Source organism: Anaeromicrobium sp. (assembly GCF_025210435.1).
GTDB lineage: Bacteria > Bacillota > Clostridia > Peptostreptococcales > Thermotaleaceae > Anaeromicrobium.
On record NZ_JAOART010000090.1, the window covers coordinates 1 to 19836 of the forward strand.

The following is a 19836-nucleotide window of genomic DNA, read 5'->3' on the forward strand; positions in this document are numbered from 1 at the left end:
AATAAGTGAAAATAAACAAAATGTAGTAGAAAAGTTTGAATATGACTACAACACAGGAAACCTAATAAAATATATTAATCCAAATAATAAATTTGAAAAGTATATATATGATAAATTAGGTAGATTAACAGAATATATAAATTTTGATAAGACAAAAAAGACCATAGCCTATGACAATATAAATAACATAGTAGTTGCCACAGATGAAGATGGACTAGCTGTTAGAAAGAGTTATGATGGACTTGGTAATGAGGTAAAGGTAGAAAATGGTTATTTAAATAAGCCTAATTCCACTTACACATGGAAATTACAAGGTACAAGTATTTTACAACATACATTTTTAGAACATAAACAGCCATAACCCTTTAACAACAACAGTTATAGCGGTTTATTTTTTTATTATATCCCAAACTCAAGGAATTATTAAATTTAAAACTGACTAGATAATCTAAATTCTGTAGTGAGCTATTGAGAAAATGAATAATAAAACGAAGAAGTCAACGGAGAAAAATCCGTTGGCTTTTTTCGTTTTACTATAAGACAGGCATATCTTGACAGTGAACTATTCCTTGATTCCTTGACCTAGAAAATCTTCTTTAAATTGATTATAATGCCTCAAATATTATATAATATAAGTATGAAAGGGATGATAACATGGAGAGATTAAAGCCCCTAAACGATTTCATATTTAAAAAATTATTTGGAGAAAATGAGGTAAAAGATAATTTAATAGCATTTTTAAATGCAGTTTTAGATAGACCAGATGTAAATAGGTTAGTAAGTTTAGAAATAATAGATAACAAAGAATTAGCTAAGGAAATGATAGATGATAAAACGGGTATCTTAGATGTACGGGCTAAAACAGCAGATGGTATGCAAATAAATATAGAAGTCCAATTAACAGATCAAAGGAATATGGATAAAAGAACCTTATTTTATTGGGGTAGACTATTTAATGAGGGAATTGGTAAAGGGCAAGACTATAAAGATTTATCAAAGGTAATAACAATAAACATATTAGACTTTAATTATATAGAACTTGAGAAATTTCATTCAAAATTTCATCTATGGGAAGATGAAGAAAAGGATTATATGTTGACTGATTTAGTGGAGGTACATTTTATAGAAACACCTAAATTTAAGAATATGAAGGAAAAAAATTTAAAGGGAGACAAATTACAAAGATGGTTGACATTTCTCAGAGACGATATATCTGATGAAACCTTAAAGGAGTTGGTGGATATGGATAAGGATATAAAAAAGGCTGAAGAGAGATTAGAACATTTAAGTAGTGACCCAAAGACTCTAGCGTTATATAGAGCTAGAGAAAAATCATTACATGAAAGAGCAAATATGATAAGTAGTGCTAGAGAAGAAGAAAAAATAAAAATTGCTAGAAGTTTATTAGATGTTTTAGATATGGAAACAATAGCTTTAAAAACTGGATTATCCATAGAACAGGTGAAAAGATTAAAGCATTAGTAAGAAATAGAGGAGAGGATAGGAGTTTGTTATTATTTGGAAATCACACAGATAGTTTGAAAAAATCAAAATTTAGTAACTTAAAATGATTTTATAAATTAAAAATAGAGGTTCTCAATATTGAGAACCTCTATTTCTAATGGAAAGTAGACTCTAGAAGAGTTAGGGAATCTAACGATTCTTGTATTCTGTATTTATTATATCAGTTTACATAATCAAACAATTTGGATTGTCAATGTTTTTTAGGACATATATGGAATATATAAAGGCGTGATATAATCTAAGGTCCATGGCATGTAAAGATCCTAGAAGAAGATGGCTAAATAAGATGAAGTCATAAAATAAATTAGGGACGACTAAGAAGTATAAAAATTGAAAAAAGTACCAATAATACCCCATATAGAAAAAAGGAAAGGGGTAGTATTTAAATGCCAAGAGTAGCAAGGATAAAAAGTGATGAAAGTATATACCATATAATGGTTAGAAGTATAAGTGAGATAGATTTATTTAGAGAGGATGATGATAAATACAAGTATTTCACCCTATTAAAGCAGTATCAAGATAGGTATAAATTTAAAATATATGCCTATTGTATAATGAAAAACTATGGACATTTGATTATTGATTGTAATGGTGGAGATATTTCTAGGATAATGCATTTTATTAATTTTTCATATGCTCAATACTATAATAGAAAGTATAAGAGATATGGCCATGTGTTTTATGATAGGTTTAAAAGTAGAATAATAGAAACGGATGAAGAATTAGTTAAATTTTCTGCCAAGGTTCACAGGATTCCTCTAGATTTAGTAGAGTATGAAAGTTCATTAGAAGAATATCCATTTAGTAGTTTAAGAGAATATATTTATAAGACAAATGATCATGATATTTTACAGAAGAACTTTTTAGAAGAAATTTTAACTAATAATTATAGTAACAATATAGATGATTATTTAGAAATAATTAATAAAAATAAAGATGAAATAGATGTGAATTTTAGCAATGAAAGAACAGAGTATAGAAGCCAAAGAAAAATACTAACTAGGCATCATACTCCAGATGCAGTTATAGAATATGTGACAAATTATTTTAATATGGATAAACATCTAATTCATATGAAACATAATAAAAAATATACTAAATTAAGGGCTGTTGCATGCCACTTTATGACTTGTTATTGTAACATAAATAGAAGAGAAATCTGCCAAGTATTAGGTAATATAACTCAAACTAGGGCTTCTAAATTATCTTCAATGGGTGCAGAACTAGTTGCTAAAGAAAGTAGTATACTTGATGGGTTTTTACACCAATAACATGATATAATAGGTGAAAAAGCATATGCAGGAGGAAAATCTAGTGAATTTAGTAGAAGTTACAGATTATAAGGAAATATATGAAAATGATCATATTGTAAAGTTAATGTTTTATTCTATGGTAAGACCCACAATAGGAAGAGTTCAAAGTGTGGCTCAAAGTACATATTCGAAGCAACAGGGGAAATTTTATAAGGCCATGGAAGATGATAAGATCCTAGGAATAATAGGTCTTAAGAGAATAAATAATGATAGATTAGATATTCTTCATATTAGCGTAGATGAACAGATGAGAAATAAAGGCATCGGTAAGGCAATGATAAAAGAAGCAGGTACCTATGATAGGGTAGATGAAATGAGAGTAGAGACTAGCCATAATATGGTGAACTTTTATAAAAAGTGTGGATTTAGAACTAAGTTAGTGGAAAATGAATTGGGTTTAGATGAGTATATATGTACTTTAAAATTGAGATAAAGTTACCCCTTTATAAAGGTTTTGAAGATGTTTTTTGAGAATTTATATAATTAATGAAAAAAATCAATAAAAAATTAATATTTTTTGCTAATTTTGATAATAATACAATATAGAAAATGTGTTATCAATTGTTAAAGAAGGGCTCATATGAGTATTATCAATTGAAGACAAATTAATAAATTTTTTGGAGGATGTTTTAATGAAAACTGGAGTAGTAAAATGGTTTAATAGTGAAAAAGGATTTGGATTTATTTCTGTGGAAGGTGAAGACGATATATTCGTACACTTTTCTGCCATAGCAGGAGATGGATTTAAATCTTTAGAAGAAGGTCAAGAGGTTGAATTTGACATTGAAAGTGGAGACAAGGGACCTCAAGCTAAGAACGTTACAAGATTATAAATTGGTGATTAAAAATGACAAATAGGGCATGTGTCTGAGAGGGATATCTTAGATACATGCCCTTTGTGTATGTGAACATAAAGGGCATAGGGCACCAGAATATGTAAAAAACGTTGAATCACATGAAAAATTGATGGTATTATTATATAGTGTAAAGGGTTGAGGAGGTATCACAGAATGAAAGTTATGCTTATATATAATCCCATAGCAGGAAATAAGTCCTTTAAAAATCACTTAGACTATATAATTGAAAAATTCCAAGAACGGGATCTTCAAATAATACCCCATAGGGTGAAACATATAGATTTATTAGAAAAGGCTATAAAAAATTTAAGGGAAGATGAATATAAAAAAATAATAATTGCAGGTGGAGACGGTACAGTTAATCAGGTAGTTAATATACTTCTTAAACATGATGTTAATTTACCTATAGGTATTTTGCCTGCTGGAAATTCAAATGATTATGCTGCATATTTCAATTTACCAAAAAATATTGAAGAAATGACAGATGTAATATTAATGGATGATTATACCTATTGTGATGTGGCACGTATAAATGATAGATATTTTGTAAATGTGGCAAGCCTTGGTTTTATAGTAGATATGAGTGCGAAGATTGAAAAGGATTTTAAGAATAAGATAAGTATGTTTAAACAATATTTAAAGGGAGTAGAGGGAATATCAGGTCTAAAGAGTATTCCTATTAGGGTTACTACAAAACATATGGTATATGAAGAAGACATATATTTTATGTTAATTATGAATGGTAAATCAATAGGGGGATTTAAAAAGGTGGCTCCCTTTGCATCTATTAATGATGGATTATTAGATATATTTATATTTAAAAAATGCCCATTGTATGATTTGTTGCCACTAATCATAAAAGTAGCCAATGGAGAGCATTTTTCTAGTCCCTATGTTAAGTACTTTCAAACGGATCAAATTAAGATAGAATGTGATGAGGAAATTAGTGCAGATTTAGATGGAGAAGAGGGATGTGCTTTTCCATTAGATATAAAGGTGGTAAATAAGAAACTTAGAATAAATACAATGATTAATAATGAATATGAGCAATCATCTTCAAAATTCTTTAGTTTTTATGATGTGAAGAATAAATTTGGACAAGTATCTAATGTATCAAAGGGCGTTTTAAAAGAAATGAAAAAACCCTTAGGGCACATTAATATAGAAGTGACTGCTGTATCGGACATAAAAAACATAATTAAAGATTTACCAAGACATAATACCTTTAGTTATGTGAATAAAGAATCCCTAGAAGAAGGATACTTTAAGGAAGCTAAAGAGACTTTAGATAATGGCTATTTATATATTGTACTGTCTAGCACAGGCAGTACAGCAGGAAAATTAATAGGTAAGGTTACTAAAAGGGAATATGCCCATGCTTCTTTATCCTTTGATGAGGAATTAAAGACTATTATTAGCTATAATGGAGGAGAAAATATTTATTCTCCAGGTTTAAATCAAGAGATGATTGAATTTTTTAATAAAAAGAAGGATGCAAATATAATAGTTTATAAAATAAAGGCAACTAGAGTCCAAAAGGAAATAATATTAAATGAGATCAGAAACATAAATGAACAGGGAAGTTCTTATAATTTATTAGGACTTTTTCTACCCTATTCTTGCAAGAAAAATATTATGTTTTGTTCTCAATTTGTATATACCATGTTAAAGGTGGCAAATTTAGAGTATTTTAATAAAAAGCCTGAGGAAGTGAGACCTACAGACTTTGTGGAGTTAGATTATGAGAGGGTACTAGAGTATTGTAGTAAAATATTTTTAAATGAAATATTAGAATAAATAATTGAGGACGGTTTTTTTAACCGTACTCAATTATTTAGTATTTTTCATAAACTTGTCTATTAAATAATTTCTATTTTTTCCTGCATATTGGAAATCATAATCTATTAGATTTACATTAGTAAGATATGCAGGCTCTTGAGGGGGGGTGGCCTTAGGATTGGTAAGGAGTTGATAAGAACCAACTTGTTGACCTATTTCTTGGGCTTTTTCAGTTAGGGCCCAGTCTATGAACATTTTGGCAGCATCCTCATTTGGAGCATTCTTTAAAAGGGCAACGGCACCAATTTCATAACCAGTACCTTCCTTAGGAGTAGACATTATTATGTTCCTATATCCATCTTTTTTATATCTAACCACATTATTTAAAAATGTAACACCTACTCCAGCTTCCTTAAGACCCACTACTATTCCTGGTGTTAAGCCCGATTTAGTATATTTTATAACTTGTTTGTCTAATTTTTTTAAGTATTCAAAACCCTCTTTTTCTCCCATAAGTTGAACTATAGTAGACACCATAGTATAAGCAGTTCCAGAAGTGGCAGGGTTAGGAAGAACTATATTACCTTCAAATTCTGGTTTTAAAAGATCATCCCAGGAGTTGGGCATATTTAAATTATTTTTCTTTAACCATTTGTCATTGGCCACAAATCCCAGGTAGCCCACATAGATCCCAGTCCATTTTCCATCTTCATCCTTATACTCAGGTGGAATAAAGGATGCGTTAGGAGAAATGTAAGGTTCTATAAGTCCTTCTTCATAAGCTGCTATGAAAGTATCAGCCGTTCCACCGTACCAGACAGAGGCCTTCATAGAATCCTTTTCTTCCCTTATTTTCTTTAGTATTTCACCACTACTCATTCGTATGAAATTGGTTTTTATACCAGTTTGCCTCTGAAAATTGTCTACAGCTGCAATGGCTTGTTCTTCCATGAGGGAAGCGTATATGGTTAATTCCTTATCTGATTTTTTATCCCTATGACCAACGGCAAGGGTACTAAAAATAATAGCTATTATTGATATAAATGCAAAAAATTTTTTCATGTGTATTCTCCTAATAAAAACTTAAGTTTAACTATATCATAACAGAAATCCTTTTATGTAAAAAGACAATAGTTATAGATCTTAATATATATTAGGTTACAAAAAAATTCGGCAAAAAAAGTATTTTTTATAAAAGGAAATTGTTTTCCCTTGTTGAAATAAGGGGAATTGGAAAAAGTTTTCCAATAAAGGAGTTTATTGACGAAATTATTAACTATGGAAAAAAACATTGAAATAATAGGTATTCATATCTATAATCATTCCTGTAAATTAATTTTCGCGAAAAGTAATAAATAAAAATTAACGGCAAAAAAAAGATTTTAAAAAAGGAGGCTATATAAGATGTTTAAATTTTTCGCTCCTCCAGCTCCAATAGAGAGGTTACCGAAGAACAAAATTGACTCAGCTTATAAAAAGTATAGAATCCAACAATTTCTTAGTATTTACATTGGATATGCAGCTTATTATTTAATAAGAAAGAATTTTGCAATTGGATCTCCATACTTTATTAATGAACTTGGATTTACAAAGACTCAAATCGGTTTTATTGGTTCCGGTTTAGGTATTGCTTATGGACTTAGTAAATTTATAATGGGTAATGTATCTGATAGATGTAACCCTCGATATTTTATGGCAGCAGGACTTATATTATCAGCATTTGTTAATATTGCATTTGGATTTACTACAAGTGTAACTTTATTATTCGTATTAATGTGTTTAAATGGATGGTTCCAAGGTATGGGATGGCCACCATGTGGTAGAATCATGGCTCACTGGTACTCTAATAAAGAGCGTGGAACTAAAATGGCTTGGTGGAATACAGCACACAACATTGGTGGAGGTATCATAGCACCACTTGCAATGTTTGGTGTAGGTGCCCTAGCTACTTGGCAAGCAGGTGTATTCTATTTACCAGCTATTATCTGTATATTAGTAGCATTAGGAATTATTTTCTTTGCAAGAGATACTCCTCAATCTGTAGGATTACCTCCTATTGAAGAATATATGAACGATTATCCAGAAAATGTTGACAAGAAACAAATTGAAGAAAATGAAAGAGAACTTACTACTAAAGAGATTCTTTTTGATTATGTTTTAACTAATAAATTTGTATGGGCTATAGCTATAGCTAACATATTTGTATACCTTGTAAGATATGGTGTTATGGACTGGGTACCAGTTTATTTAACAGAAGTTAAGGGCTTTGATATGGAAAGTTCAAGCTGGTCATTCTTCTTATTTGAGTTTGCAGCTATTCCAGGAACTATTATAGTTGGATGGATTAGTGATAAAATATTCAAAGGAAGACGTGCTCCTATAGGAATTATTTGTATGATAGGGGTAACAGCAGCATTATTTACATACTGGACAAGTACAAGTGTATTCCTTATTAACTTATCTGTAGCAATGATTGGTGCTTTAATCTATGGACCAGTAATGCTTATCGGTGTTGCAGCAATTGACTATGTACCTAAGAAAGCAGCAGGAACAGCAGCTGGATTTACAGGATTATTTGGATACCTAGGTGGTTCAGTAATGGCTAATGTTGCTATTGGATATATTGTTGATAACTATGGATGGAACTCTGGTTTCACATTCATGATTGGTGCATCTGTATTAGCAAGTATATTCCTTGCATTTACTTGGAATGCAGATACTAACAGTGTAAGATCACAAAGTAAAAAGGCAGCTTAATTAAGCTTAACTTACTTAGGAATATGAAAAAAATAAACTAGTGAATTTCCTGAGGGATTTGGATTATTTTCAAGGCATGGTGAGGGAGCATATTGAACATATATAAGCGATTCCATAACGAAGAAAATAATTCAAATAACCAGTGAAATGACTAATTTATTTTTTGAATATGCCTTATATTATATATGAAAGACAGATTGCCCTAGGGACATTTGAAAAGGGAACTCCAGCCCTTGTCCCCTATGTGCAGAATTAGTATTCCTATAATATCCTCAATTATGGGAAAAGGGATGGTTATTTAACCATCCCTTTTATAATTCTATTATTTTCTTTAACACAAATCCTACTAAAGAAAGATCTATCTCACCAAAAACTATTCTACTAAAACCAATACTTTTATAGTGGTCAATTAATAAAAATGGCGTTAGACTTATGACAAATCCCATTATAAATGATCCTAGGACGCATCCCTTTTTTCCACCGGTAGTATATGCGTATATTCCACAACCACCACCTGTGAAGAAGTGTATTAATATGGATGGAAGAACTACTAAAACACTATTGATAGAAGTTATGAAAGTTGCCAATAAACCACCTAAAAAACTAAATATGAATCCTAATAACATGATATTTTCCTTATAGGGAAATAGTATGGATACATCAAGGGCAACTATTGCTTCTGGTACAATCTTTTTAGCTACAGACCTAAATGCCGGGATTATTTCTTGGATTAGCATTCTAACTCCCGTTAAAATTATATATACGCCACAGGCAAAAATTAGGGCTTGCTTAAATGAAAATATTATAAAACTACTACCGCCACTTATGTCCTCCACGTATTCTTTTCCAGATAACAGGGCACTTAAGAGAAATATTATAACCATAAAAATGGCTGTTATTAAGGTAGAGTCTAAAAACATTATATTTAATTTTTTGAGACTCATGTTTTTATTTTTTATAGGAGTAAATAGATTCCTACTAAGGTTTATCCTTCGTGAAGTAGACCCTACTATTTCACCTATTTTACAGCTAAGATAAAAACCTATAGTACTAAAATGACCTACCGTTATATTTTTATTTTTAGTTATTTTCATAGTATAGGGGTGAATTAAGCTTGGAAGAACACTCATTAATATGCCAAGGAGAATTCCTCCCACTAAGGATGCTTTGTGACTATCTACTCCTAGAGGTATAAATATTATGGCCAATAAACTACTCATGTATATGATTTGTTGTCCTGTTAAAAAGATATATTTAAACCGGGTAAATTTAGCCATTAAAAGATTTACTATCATACCTATAAACATGATGCTATTAATTACATCACCATATCTAAACTCTCCAAGGGCGGCAGCTCCTTCGTTTTGTGGAATTATACTGATGAACTTAAAGGCCCTTGGAATCATATAGTTTAAATTACTTACACTACTAATTATTACTTCTAATCCAATTTCCATAATAAATAGGCCCATTAGAGTTTTAAAAAGAGAGCTGAAGGTCTTCGTTATGCTTTTTTTGTCAAAGAAGGACCCTAAAAACATGTAAAAGGCAATTATAAGGTATGTATTTTTAAATATATTTACTCCTAAGGCTTTAATTAGATCCATAGAATGAGTCCACCGCCTCTAAGAATTTTTTTTCTAGTTCTATTTTGTCAAATAAATCATGAAGACATACTTTGAAAGGTTTTTCCTCTAATTGTTCCATAAAATAATCTGCACCTATGAATATATGGCCTTCCTTTGAAAAAGCACTTAGAAGATCACAGTTTTCTACTGTAGCATGAATTTCATGAGACTTTATAATATCTATTACGTTCATAGAAATATAGTGGCTACTTCCTAATCCCATACCACATACAACAATTATATTTAGCATAGTCTACATTCTCCTTCTATTGTCTTTTTTTAGTAGGATTTCTATAAGTTCTTTGAATTCACTATAATTATTAACTTTCATTAATTTTTTCATATTTGTATCTTTTTTTACAATATCTAAAAACTCGTTTAAGGCCTTTAGATGGCTTATTCTATCCAGGGAAGATGTTACTAAAACCACATTAACAGGATCGTTTTTTTTGTGATTAAAATTTACTCCCTTTTTAATTAATAAAAGGCTAAATCCCAGTTTTAATGCACCGTCATTAGGTTTAGCATGGGGGATGGCCACACCCTTTTTAATAACCACATATGCACGAAGTCTGTTTATATTATTTTTCATAACGTTAATATAGTTTTCTGTTATTATGCCATCAGCTAAAAGGGGACTACTGGCTAAGTCTATACTATTTTCCCAGGTATTAATACTATCTATCATGTGGAACCTATCTTTACTTATTAGATCTAATAGGGAAGGCTGTTTCATTCCCTTTAAAAGGAAATCTAATTCCTCTGTCAATTTTTTTTCATCATATATGTTACAATATTTTTTCACTACTCCAATTATATCCTTTAGATCTAAAGATTTTGATTCTTGTTCAATTTCTTTTTTCTTCACGAGATAACCGGATAATTTATCTATATCTTCTTTAGTTAAAAATGGATTTACTTGTATGAATCTATGGTCCTTCTCCTTTAAGGGAATGGTAGAAATTATTAAATCAGAGATTAAATCCTTTTTTCTCATATATTCAAAATAACTAAGTATATTGATAATTTTAAAGTTACTGAAATTTTCTTCTAGAGATTTTTCTAACACTTTTACTGTACTTATACCTGCATTACATACGAGAACTACATTTGTCTGAATTATTTTATTTTGAGTTTCTATGGCACTTCCAAAATGAATGGCAACATAACATATTTCTTCCTCTGGAATAGTTAGTTTTAGTTGTTCTCCTAAGAAGCTACAAGCCATTTTTGAAGCATTATATGCAGAGGTATATTTAGTTTTAATATGATCTATAGATGAGTTTTCTATATGGATACCATATTTCATCCTATATATGGCTGGTTCTAAATGAAGGACCAGACCCTTTAATAGTTTTTCTCTATTTTTAATCTTAGTATTAGAGTAATCCTCCATTATTTTTATCATATTATGAACGATTTCCTTTAAATTATCAAAACTATTTTCTTCAATACTACCATCTAAAACCCTTTTAGTAAGTAAATATATGGATATATAAGCGATTTCCTTATTCCAGGATTTAAAAGAGTTAAAGGAACTTTCAAGTAGGTCCTTTAGAACTCTATATTCTTTAGATATTTTTAAAGTTTCATAAAATAATATTTTGTTAAAGCTTATATATTTTCCATTTAATACTCTACATTTGGTAACGGCCATGGCTGCCATGGTCATATATTTAGACCTATCCGTATACTTTAATGATAGGTGTTCTTCTAGAGCTTCCATAGTATTTATTAAAAAAGTTTTATCTAGGCATTCAAATATTCGATTTATTAATTTTCTGTAAAAGAAATCGTAGTTTTCATCTATTATCTCATTAGAAAATATATCCCAACGGTCCAGTTGACAATGGTCTATTAAGAGATTTATGTACATATTACGAATGTTATATTCACTACCCTCTATATATAGGCCTACTCTTTTTTTCTTTTCTAATTTACAATTAAAGTTTTTCACATAGGATTCTATCCATTTTAAATCTTTTAGTATGGAATTTCTACTCACATTTAATGAATCACTTAATTGATATAAGGTCATAGAATCTTTAAAAAACAGTTCTATTAATATGAAAATACTTCGTTCATAGCTATTCTTTACATACAATTTAAGGGAAAGGTCTTTAAATTTACCAATAATTCTATTTTTAATAAGTGGAGTAACATCTAAAAATATACCCTCAAATTTATTTCTTTTAAGAATAGGTAATTTCTTTGAAGAAAGCCATTTATCTATTAGGGTTAAATCATTTCTTAAAGATCTTTCGCTTATATTGTATTTTGTTGTGAAAAAACTATAGGGTATATAGGTATCTGAATTTAAAATATCTATAATTTGTTGTAAAGTTCTATTTTTTAAAGTCATAAAAGATCTCCTTTAGCCTATAAGAAAGTCTAATAATAGGCTTATTAAACAGTTTTCATCATATAAGTATACCATAACTAACCATTTATTTAATATATGTGTAATGAAGAAAGTATGAGTTGTATAGGTATATAAATAATAAATCCCTAAAGGATCTATAAGATCCTTTAGGGATTACATATCTACAATATCAACGATTGTAATATTCATACTGTTTTTATCATTTTTCAAATCAATATAATAGGGTTCTACAGGGTTTTTGTTTTCATCCGTTAGTATTTTTAGTTTTGGTCTCATAACAAAATACTCATAATTATCTACAACAATAGCCCTGATATTATTACTAAGTCTTACACATGTTCCAATAGGATATGGTGCAATTTTCCTTACAAATATTTTTACTAAATCTGGATCAAACATGGAGCCACTATTAGCCATAATATATTCTATTGCATCAGATGGAAGTAAGGCTTTTCTATAGGGTCTGTCGGAAGTTAATGCATCATATACGTCTGTAATACTTATTATTCTTCCAAATAGGGAAATGTTTTTTCCACTTTTTCCATCAGGATAGCCATTACCATCAAATCTTTCGTGATGTTGCAAAGCACTCACGTAAGATGTAATGGGAATATCAAAATTTTCTTTCAAATACCTATATCCCAGTTCCGAATGTCCTTTTACTTGTACATATTCATTATCTGTTAATTTACCCTTTTTATTTAAAATTTCTTTTTCTATGAAGACTTTACCTATATCATGCATTAGGGCTCCTAAACCAAGTTTGTATAGTTCGTTTTTGTTTAAATCTAATGCAACTCCAATTACGATTGATAATACGGCCACGTTTACAGAATGATAAAAGGTATAATCATCAAAGGTCTTTAAATCAATCATGTTAACCATTAAATTTTTATTTTCCAGTATATTTCTTATTATACTTTCAACCATTAATTTAGCCTTGTCAATTTTAGGGGTGGAAAATTTACTACCTTTTTCTGATGCTACAAACAATTCTTTAATACCCTTAACTGCTTTTATTCTTAAATCCTCATTGATCATAGTTTCAATGTGGATATCCTTTGAAATATTGTCTTCCACATAAACGCCACTAAATCCTAAAAGTTTAATTTTATCTATATAAGTTTGCTTTAGTTCTGTTTTTTCAGCAATTAATACTTGTTCATTGTTTCCATATAGCTTTTTACCTACTATCATACCTTCTCTTAAACAAAGGGTTGGTACAAATCTCATTGGTATGCCCTCCTACTATAGTTTTGAAAATAAAGATTGAACCAAATATTATTTATAAACCTTGAAATTTGGTACCAAGTCCATATATTATAGCATAAATTTTCAATTTAATTATCCATATATAGGATAAAATACTTTTCTACTTAATATATTATACTTTTCCCTGTTAATAATCAAATAATTAGTCGTTTTTTGAAAGAAAATTAGGCATATGAAAAAAATTAAAAGAAGAAATGAAACGACTATTTAAAAATTTCTAGGGCTGTATAAAAATAAATGAAAAAAGAACAAAAAAATGCCAATTGGCATTTTTTTTAAATTGTATTTTTGTTATAATTTTGGGTAAGATAATATTAGCATAATTATTTATATGGTAATTGTATCTTAAATTTTTCTACAAATGAGGAATTTGTATGTTCATTGAGGACTTTATTAATAATAAAACTAATCTGTCCCATTTATTAAGGGGAATGCCTGATCAAATAAGAAAAAGGTGTGTAGTACAAAAATTTCAACCTAAAACTCTTTTGGTAAAAAAAGATCAGAAGCCTACATTTATTTATATAATCTATTTAGGAACTTTAAAAATTTTTAATGAATTTAAAAATGGAAAGATACTTGAAACTGCAAAGTTAAAGGATATGAACTTTGTGGGCATAATAGAAGTTTTATCCTCAAAGGATAAAATCGCAGCCTCAGTTGAAACGGTTACTGAATGTATTGCCTTAAGGATTTCAAAAGAGGATTTTTTAGAGTGGATAGAAAAGGATCATTATTTAGCACTTATGATAGCAAAAAAGATTTCAAATGATTTTTATGATACGGCCTATTCAAATGGAAGATTATTATTAAATTCAACCATGTATACTTTAGTATCATTTATTATTGAAGCCGTACGAGATAGTATGGAAGAAGGAAAAGTAGCCCTTATCCATAAAAAACGTCAAGAAATAGCTGATCAATTGGGTATTAGTCTAAGGACAGTACAAAGGAATATTAGAAAACTAAAAGATACAGGGCTAGTTACGATTAATACGGGTAAAATTCAGGTGGACATGAACCAGTATAAGATGTTACTAGATAAATTAGATGAATTATTATAAATATGAATTTAATTTATATTTACAATACAAATACAACTATAAGGAGGTTTCAATATGATACCAACACCACATATTGAAGTAAAAGAACAAGGAATTATTGCAAAAACAGTATTAATGCCAGGAGATCCATTACGTGCAAAATTTATTGCAGATACATTTTTAGAAGATGTTCAAGAATTTAATAGGGTACGTAATGTGTTTGGATATACAGGAACATATAAAGGACGTAGAATTTCTGTAATGGCTAGTGGTATGGGAATGCCTAGTATTGGAATTTATTCCTATGAATTATTTAAGTTTTATGAAGTAGAAAATATTGTACGTATAGGTTCTTGTGGAGCTTACACTGCTGACTTAAATTTATATGATGTAATATTATCTAAGGACGTTTGGAGTGAATCTACATTTGCTAAGGTTCAAAATGGATATGACAAGGATGTAATTGAGGCATCTGCCCAGTTAAATAGCAAGTTAGAAAAAATCGCAGGAGACTTGGGAATGGAAATACATAAGGAAAGAATTCACTCATCTGACGTATTTTATCGTGAAAATTTTGAGGAATACAAGGACATTCATAAAAATCACGGATGCGTTGCAGTGGAAATGGAAGCATTTGCACTATTCCATAATGCAAATGTATTAGGAAAAAATGCAGCTTGTCTATTAACTGTTTCAGATAATTTAGTAACTCATGAATTAACTACATCTGAAGAAAGACAAAACTCATTTACAAATATGATGAAAATTGCTTTAGAATTAGCTGAATAATAAAATTAAGGGAGACTTAGGCATATTCAAAAAATAAATTAGTCATTTCACTGGTTATTTGAAATATTTTCTTCGTTATGGAATCGCTTACATATGTTTAATATGCTGGCTCACCATGCCTTGAAAATAATCCAAATCCCTCAGAGAACTGACTAGTTTATTTCTTTCATATGCCTTAAAAAATCATTTCTAAGGTCTCCCTAATTTTTTTATTGATTCTTAATTTTTTTGGCTAAGTCATCTAAATATTCCTGTCTTTCAAGTTTGTATAACAATTCTTCTTCCAATTTTTCCTTTTCTTCTGTGAGTTCTTGTAGTTTAGTAAAATCAGTAGTGCAAGTTTCCATTTTTTTATCTATATTATTTATTTTATCCTCTAGTTTTTCTATATCTTCTTCTATAGTCTCATATTCCTTTTCTTCTTTATATGAAAATTTTAGCTTTTGCTGTCTAACCCTTTTTTCCTTTGGTGTCTTCTTGATATTTTCAGAAGAACTTCCTATGTGTTTAGTTAATTCTTCCTGCTTGGCCATATAATCAGAATAATTACCTACATTTTCAACTATTTGCCCCTGGCCCTCAAAGGACAAAATTTTATTACATATTCTATCTAGGAAATATCTATCATGGGATACTGTAATAACAGGACCCATAAACTCGTCTATATAACTTTCAAGAACCTTTAATGTATCAATGTCTAAATCGTTAGTAGGCTCATCTAGTATTAATAGGTTAGGAGCCATCATTAACACACTTAAAAGGTATAGCCTTCTTCTTTCTCCACCAGATAGCTTGTATATATAAGTCCATTGCATATGACTTGTAAATAAGAATCTTTCCATCATTTGAGAAGCACTGATTTTAGTACCATCAGCAGTAGTTACAAATTCGGCAACTTCCTTAATATATTCTATGGCCCTTAGATTTGGGTTCATATCTTGGGACTCTTGTGAAAAGTATCCAATTTTAACAGTGGGGCCTATATCTATAGATCCCCCATCTAAAGGTAGTTTTCCTGTTATTAGATTAAGTAAAGTGGATTTACCCATTCCATTAGGACCTATAATACCTATCTTATCTTCCTTTACAAAGGTATAATTAAAGTTTTTTATAAGGTCATTTCCAGGGAATGATTTTGATATATTATTTATTTCTATGATTTTTTTACCAAGCCTAGAGTGTCCTACAGATATTTCTAAATTTTCTTCTTCTATATTTATTTTCTTTTCTTTTAAATCTTCAAATCTTTGAATTCTTGCCTTTTGTTTAGTGGTTCTTGCTTTAGCACCAGTTCGAATCCATTCAAGCTCCTTTTTATAAAGGGATTGACGCTTTTTCTCCATGGAAGACTCTAAGTCTTTTCTCTCTAATTTCTTTTCTGTAAAATAAGAGTAATTACCCATGTAAGTATACATTTTACCCTTATCTAGTTCTAAAGTTTTATTAACTACCCTATCTAAGAAATATCTATCGTGGGTAATCATTAAAAGGGCCCCTTTTCTAGTGGCTAAATATTTTTCTAACCAATCAATAGTCATATTATCCATATGGTTTGTAGGCTCATCTAATATTAATAAATCACAAGGGCTTATTAGAGCACTAGCTAGTGCTACCCTTTTCTTTTGCCCTCCAGATAATTCTTTCATTTTTTTATTAAAACTGGTTATACCTAGTTTTGTAAGAACTGTTTTAACTTGACTTTCTAGTTCCCAAGCGTCTTGTCCATTCATTTGGTCTGTAAGTTTTAACAGCTTATCTTGAAGGCTAGGGTTATTTGGATTTTCAGAAACTTCTTCTAGTGTACTTTCATATTCCCTTATTAATTTGAGAATGGGAGATTCTCCCCTAAATATTTGTTTTAAAATAGTGGCATCCGGATCAAATTCAGGATTTTGAGGAAGATATTCTATTCTTATTCCATTTGGGATTTTTATAGTTCCAGAATCAGGTGAGTCTATGCCCCCTAATATTTTTAATAGGGATGACTTCCCTGTACCATTGGTTCCGATTATGCCTATTTTCTCAGCATCTGATATGTTAAAAGAAATATCCTTAAATAGTATTTTTTCTCCATAAGTTTTTGTAATATTTTCTACAGATAAAACGTTCATGTTAAACCATCCTTTTATATTTTTAATGTTTATATTTTATCATATATAGATCCATATATATATATTTACAAAGGGGAAGTAAGAAATAGAAAATGTGAAAAAAACTACTAATAATGAAGAAAAAATGAAAAATATGTCTATAAAACAAGAAAAAATCCATCATATAGCATTAAAAAAATATGAATACCATATGATACTAAAGGAATAAAGGCCAGTTGTTACAATGGATCAATAGAAATACATTAATTGGTTGGAAAAATATATATAAGTTTCAAATGTGTTAAGTTAATATCTATTATTGAAATATTCAGAAAAGTGCTGTAATATAAATACAAATATGAAAATATGATTATCCAAATGAGGATAGCGTGAGATATCTTTAAAGATAGCCGAAGAGGCAATGGGAGAAAAGCCAAATTTTCTCAGAAACTTACAGGCAAAAGTATCGTTATCTGATGGGTCTCTGGAAAGTTGGATATTTTCCACGCCGAAGGGGAAATACACTGTAAGGTGTAGAAGCTCTCAGGTAAAAAAGGACAGAGGGATATGAAGGCATTGAGAAATTGTCATGCCTTTATATCCCTCTTTTATATGAGGTATAAATCCTTACATTCATAGGCAAGTTACTGTATAAAGAAAGCTTAGTGTACATAAATCCATATATGATGAAAGATTTCAATTGACCAATCTATACATGTTTTTCATAAGAAATGAGAACCATATTTAGAGTAGATAAAAGAATTATTTAAGGAGGGGAAATGAAATGTCAGATCTTAAAAGGACGGCTCTTTTTAATGCCCATAAAAAACATGGGGGAAAGATAATAGACTTCTCAGGGTGGGAACTTCCAGTTCAATATGAGGGCATAACTCAAGAGCATGAAGGTACTAGAAATAAGGCTGGCTTATTTGACGTATCTCATATGGGAGAAGTGGAAGTTAAAGGTAAGGAAGCCTTTAAGTTTGTGCAAAATTTAGTAACTAATGATGTATCTGCCCTTGAGGATAATCAGGTCCTATATACATTCATGTGCTATGAACATGGTGGAGTAGTTGATGATTTATTAGTATATAGGTTCAATGAAGAACATTTCTTCCTTGTAATAAATGCTAGTAATGTGGATAAGGATTTTCACTGGATGGAAAAGAATTCAGCTAGATATGATATAGATGTTGAGAATATATCAGATAACATATCTCAATTGGCCATACAGGGACCCCATGCTCAAGAGATACTACAAAAGTTAACGGATACAGATTTGAGCCAAATAAAATTCTTCTACTGTAATAGAAATGTTAATGTGGCTGGAGCCAATTGTCTAGTTTCTCGAACTGGATATACGGGAGAAGATGGTTTTGAAATTTATTTAGATCATCATAAGGCAGAGACGGTTTGGGACAGACTTATGGAAGAAGGAAAAGATCTAGGATTAAGACCAGTAGGTTTAGGGGCTAGGGATACTTTAAGATTTGAAGCCACATTACCCCTTTATGGAAATGAATTAACTAAGGACATAACTCCACTAGAGGCAGGTCTTGGATTTTTCGTAAAATTAGATGGGGATGATTTTATAGGAAAGGAAGCTTTAGTTAAGCAAAAGGCAGAAGGATTAAAGAGAAAGATAGTAGGTTTTGAAATGATAGATAAGGGAATTCCTAGGCATGGTTATGAAGTATGGGCAGATGGAAAAGAAATAGGATTTGTTACTACTGGATATGCTGCTCCTACAGTGAAGAAAAATATAGGATTTGCCATGGTTCCTATAGAGTATTCAAAACTAGGGACCCAGATTGAGATAAAAGTTAGAAAGCGATTGGCAAAGGCTCAAGTGGTAAGCAAGAGATTTTATACTAAGAATTATAAGAAATAGAATATAGATTTCGTATTTATAAACCAGCTTTATGTGTGCCTATTTCAGGAAAATATATTAAAAAAGTCATTAAGGGAGGAATTTTATTATGAAAATAGTAGAAGGAGTTTATTATTCAAAGGATCATGAGTGGGTTAAAGTCGAGGGAGATGCAGCTTCTATAGGAATTACGGATTATGCTCAACATGCCCTGGGGGAAATCGTTTATGTGGAAATGCCTGAGATTGATGATGAACTAAATGCTGGGGATGTGTTTGGTGTTATTGAATCTGTTAAGGCTGCATCTGATTCTTACATACCCCTATCAGGAACAGTTACAGAAATAAATGAAGAATTAGAAGATTCACCAGAACTTTTAAATGAAAGTCCCTTTGAAAGTTGGATATTAAAGGTTAAAATCGCTGATTCATCAGAATTAGAGGGATTAATGAGTCCAGAAGATTATAAGGCCTTTTGTGAAAGTGAAAGCCACTAAAAATTAGTTTACATAAAACTATGAAGGAGGTAGCT

At 30.2% G+C, this 19836-nt stretch carries 17 protein-coding genes and 2 riboswitches; of the genes, 11 read left to right on the forward strand and 6 right to left on the reverse strand.

The genetic code is table 11. The annotated features are described in order from the left end of the window. The 6 genes from N4A57_RS10825 to N4A57_RS10850 all read left to right on the forward strand — a co-directional run. The coding region (locus N4A57_RS10825) for an RHS repeat domain-containing protein (protein ID WP_293658013.1) at positions 1–361 on the forward strand (361 nt) is incomplete at its 5' end. A gap of 293 nt (positions 362–654) precedes the next feature. Further along, the gene (locus N4A57_RS10830) at positions 655–1482 is read left to right on the forward strand and encodes an Rpn family recombination-promoting nuclease/putative transposase (RefSeq protein WP_293658014.1); all 828 of its coding nucleotides are present in this window, start codon (positions 655–657) and stop codon (positions 1480–1482) included. 428 nt (positions 1483–1910) lie between these two features. Continuing rightward, entirely contained in the window at positions 1911–2795 is an 885-nt protein-coding gene (locus tag N4A57_RS10835) for a transposase (RefSeq protein WP_293658015.1), read from the forward strand. Positions 2796–2838: 43 nt separating this feature from the next. Next, positions 2839–3270 (forward strand): GNAT family N-acetyltransferase, encoded by a 432-nt coding sequence (locus N4A57_RS10840; RefSeq protein WP_293658016.1) that lies wholly within the window; start codon positions 2839–2841, stop codon positions 3268–3270. A gap of 199 nt (positions 3271–3469) precedes the next feature. After that, entirely contained in the window at positions 3470–3670 is a 201-nt protein-coding gene (locus tag N4A57_RS10845) for a cold-shock protein (protein WP_293658017.1), read from the forward strand. A 177-nt stretch (positions 3671–3847) separates the two neighbouring features. Further along, a complete protein-coding gene (locus N4A57_RS10850; protein WP_293658018.1) occupies positions 3848–5491 on the forward strand; it encodes a YegS/Rv2252/BmrU family lipid kinase in 1644 nt (547 codons plus the stop codon). A 33-nt stretch (positions 5492–5524) separates the two neighbouring features. On the opposite strand, the gene N4A57_RS10855 is transcribed toward N4A57_RS10850, so the two are convergent. Further along, entirely contained in the window at positions 5525–6535 is a 1011-nt protein-coding gene (locus tag N4A57_RS10855; protein WP_293658019.1) for an ABC transporter substrate-binding protein, read from the reverse strand. Positions 6536–6877: 342 nt separating this feature from the next. Here N4A57_RS10855 and N4A57_RS10860 point away from each other — a divergent pair, with 342 nt between their 5' ends. Continuing rightward, positions 6878–8230, forward strand: a complete 1353-nt coding sequence (locus N4A57_RS10860; protein WP_293658020.1) for an MFS transporter — start codon at positions 6878–6880, stop codon at positions 8228–8230. 311 nt (positions 8231–8541) lie between these two features. Here the strand turns inward: N4A57_RS10860 and N4A57_RS10865 are convergent, their stop codons facing one another. The 4 genes from N4A57_RS10865 to N4A57_RS10880 form a co-directional block, all read right to left on the reverse strand. Next, positions 8542–9837: a PTS transporter subunit IIC gene (locus N4A57_RS10865; RefSeq protein WP_293658021.1), complete on the reverse strand. Its 1296-nt coding sequence runs from the start codon at positions 9835–9837 to the stop codon at positions 8542–8544. After that, on the reverse strand, positions 9824–10108 hold the full coding sequence (locus N4A57_RS10870) for a PTS sugar transporter subunit IIB (protein ID WP_293658022.1): 285 nt from the start codon (positions 10106–10108) through the stop codon (positions 9824–9826). Before N4A57_RS10870 ends, N4A57_RS10865 begins: the two co-directional genes overlap by 14 nt. A gap of 3 nt (positions 10109–10111) precedes the next feature. Beyond that, positions 10112–12220 carry a BglG family transcription antiterminator gene (locus N4A57_RS10875; protein WP_293658023.1) on the reverse strand — a complete coding sequence of 703 codons (2109 nt, stop codon included), beginning with the start codon at positions 12218–12220 and terminating at the stop codon, positions 10112–10114. A gap of 174 nt (positions 12221–12394) precedes the next feature. Further along, a complete protein-coding gene (locus tag N4A57_RS10880; protein ID WP_293658024.1) occupies positions 12395–13474 on the reverse strand; it encodes an HD-GYP domain-containing protein in 1080 nt (359 codons plus the stop codon). A gap of 413 nt (positions 13475–13887) precedes the next feature. Here N4A57_RS10880 and N4A57_RS10885 point away from each other — a divergent pair, with 413 nt between their 5' ends. Together N4A57_RS10885 and deoD are read left to right on the forward strand one after the other, a co-directional pair. Beyond that, on the forward strand, positions 13888–14577 hold the full coding sequence (locus N4A57_RS10885; RefSeq protein WP_293658025.1) for a Crp/Fnr family transcriptional regulator: 690 nt from the start codon (positions 13888–13890) through the stop codon (positions 14575–14577). A gap of 54 nt (positions 14578–14631) precedes the next feature. Next, positions 14632–15345 carry a purine-nucleoside phosphorylase gene (deoD, locus tag N4A57_RS10890; RefSeq protein WP_293658026.1) on the forward strand — a complete coding sequence of 238 codons (714 nt, stop codon included), beginning with the start codon at positions 14632–14634 and terminating at the stop codon, positions 15343–15345. A 209-nt stretch (positions 15346–15554) separates the two neighbouring features. On the opposite strand, the gene N4A57_RS10895 is transcribed toward deoD, so the two are convergent. Next, positions 15555–17456 (reverse strand): ABC-F family ATP-binding cassette domain-containing protein, encoded by a 1902-nt coding sequence (locus N4A57_RS10895; RefSeq protein WP_293658027.1) that lies wholly within the window; start codon positions 17454–17456, stop codon positions 15555–15557. A gap of 357 nt (positions 17457–17813) precedes the next feature. Continuing rightward, positions 17814–17914: riboswitch (glycine riboswitch) on the forward strand. A 3-nt stretch (positions 17915–17917) separates the two neighbouring features. Beyond that, a riboswitch (glycine riboswitch) is annotated at positions 17918–17998 on the forward strand. A gap of 221 nt (positions 17999–18219) precedes the next feature. On the opposite strand from N4A57_RS10895, the gene gcvT reads away from it, so the two are divergent. Both gcvT and gcvH read left to right on the forward strand, forming a co-directional pair. Next, positions 18220–19326, forward strand: a complete 1107-nt coding sequence (gene gcvT / locus N4A57_RS10900) for a glycine cleavage system aminomethyltransferase GcvT (protein WP_293658028.1) — start codon at positions 18220–18222, stop codon at positions 19324–19326. 88 nt (positions 19327–19414) lie between these two features. After that, positions 19415–19801 carry a glycine cleavage system protein GcvH gene (gcvH, locus tag N4A57_RS10905; RefSeq protein ID WP_293658029.1) on the forward strand — a complete coding sequence of 129 codons (387 nt, stop codon included), beginning with the start codon at positions 19415–19417 and terminating at the stop codon, positions 19799–19801. Positions 19802–19836: the final 35 nt, after the last annotated feature.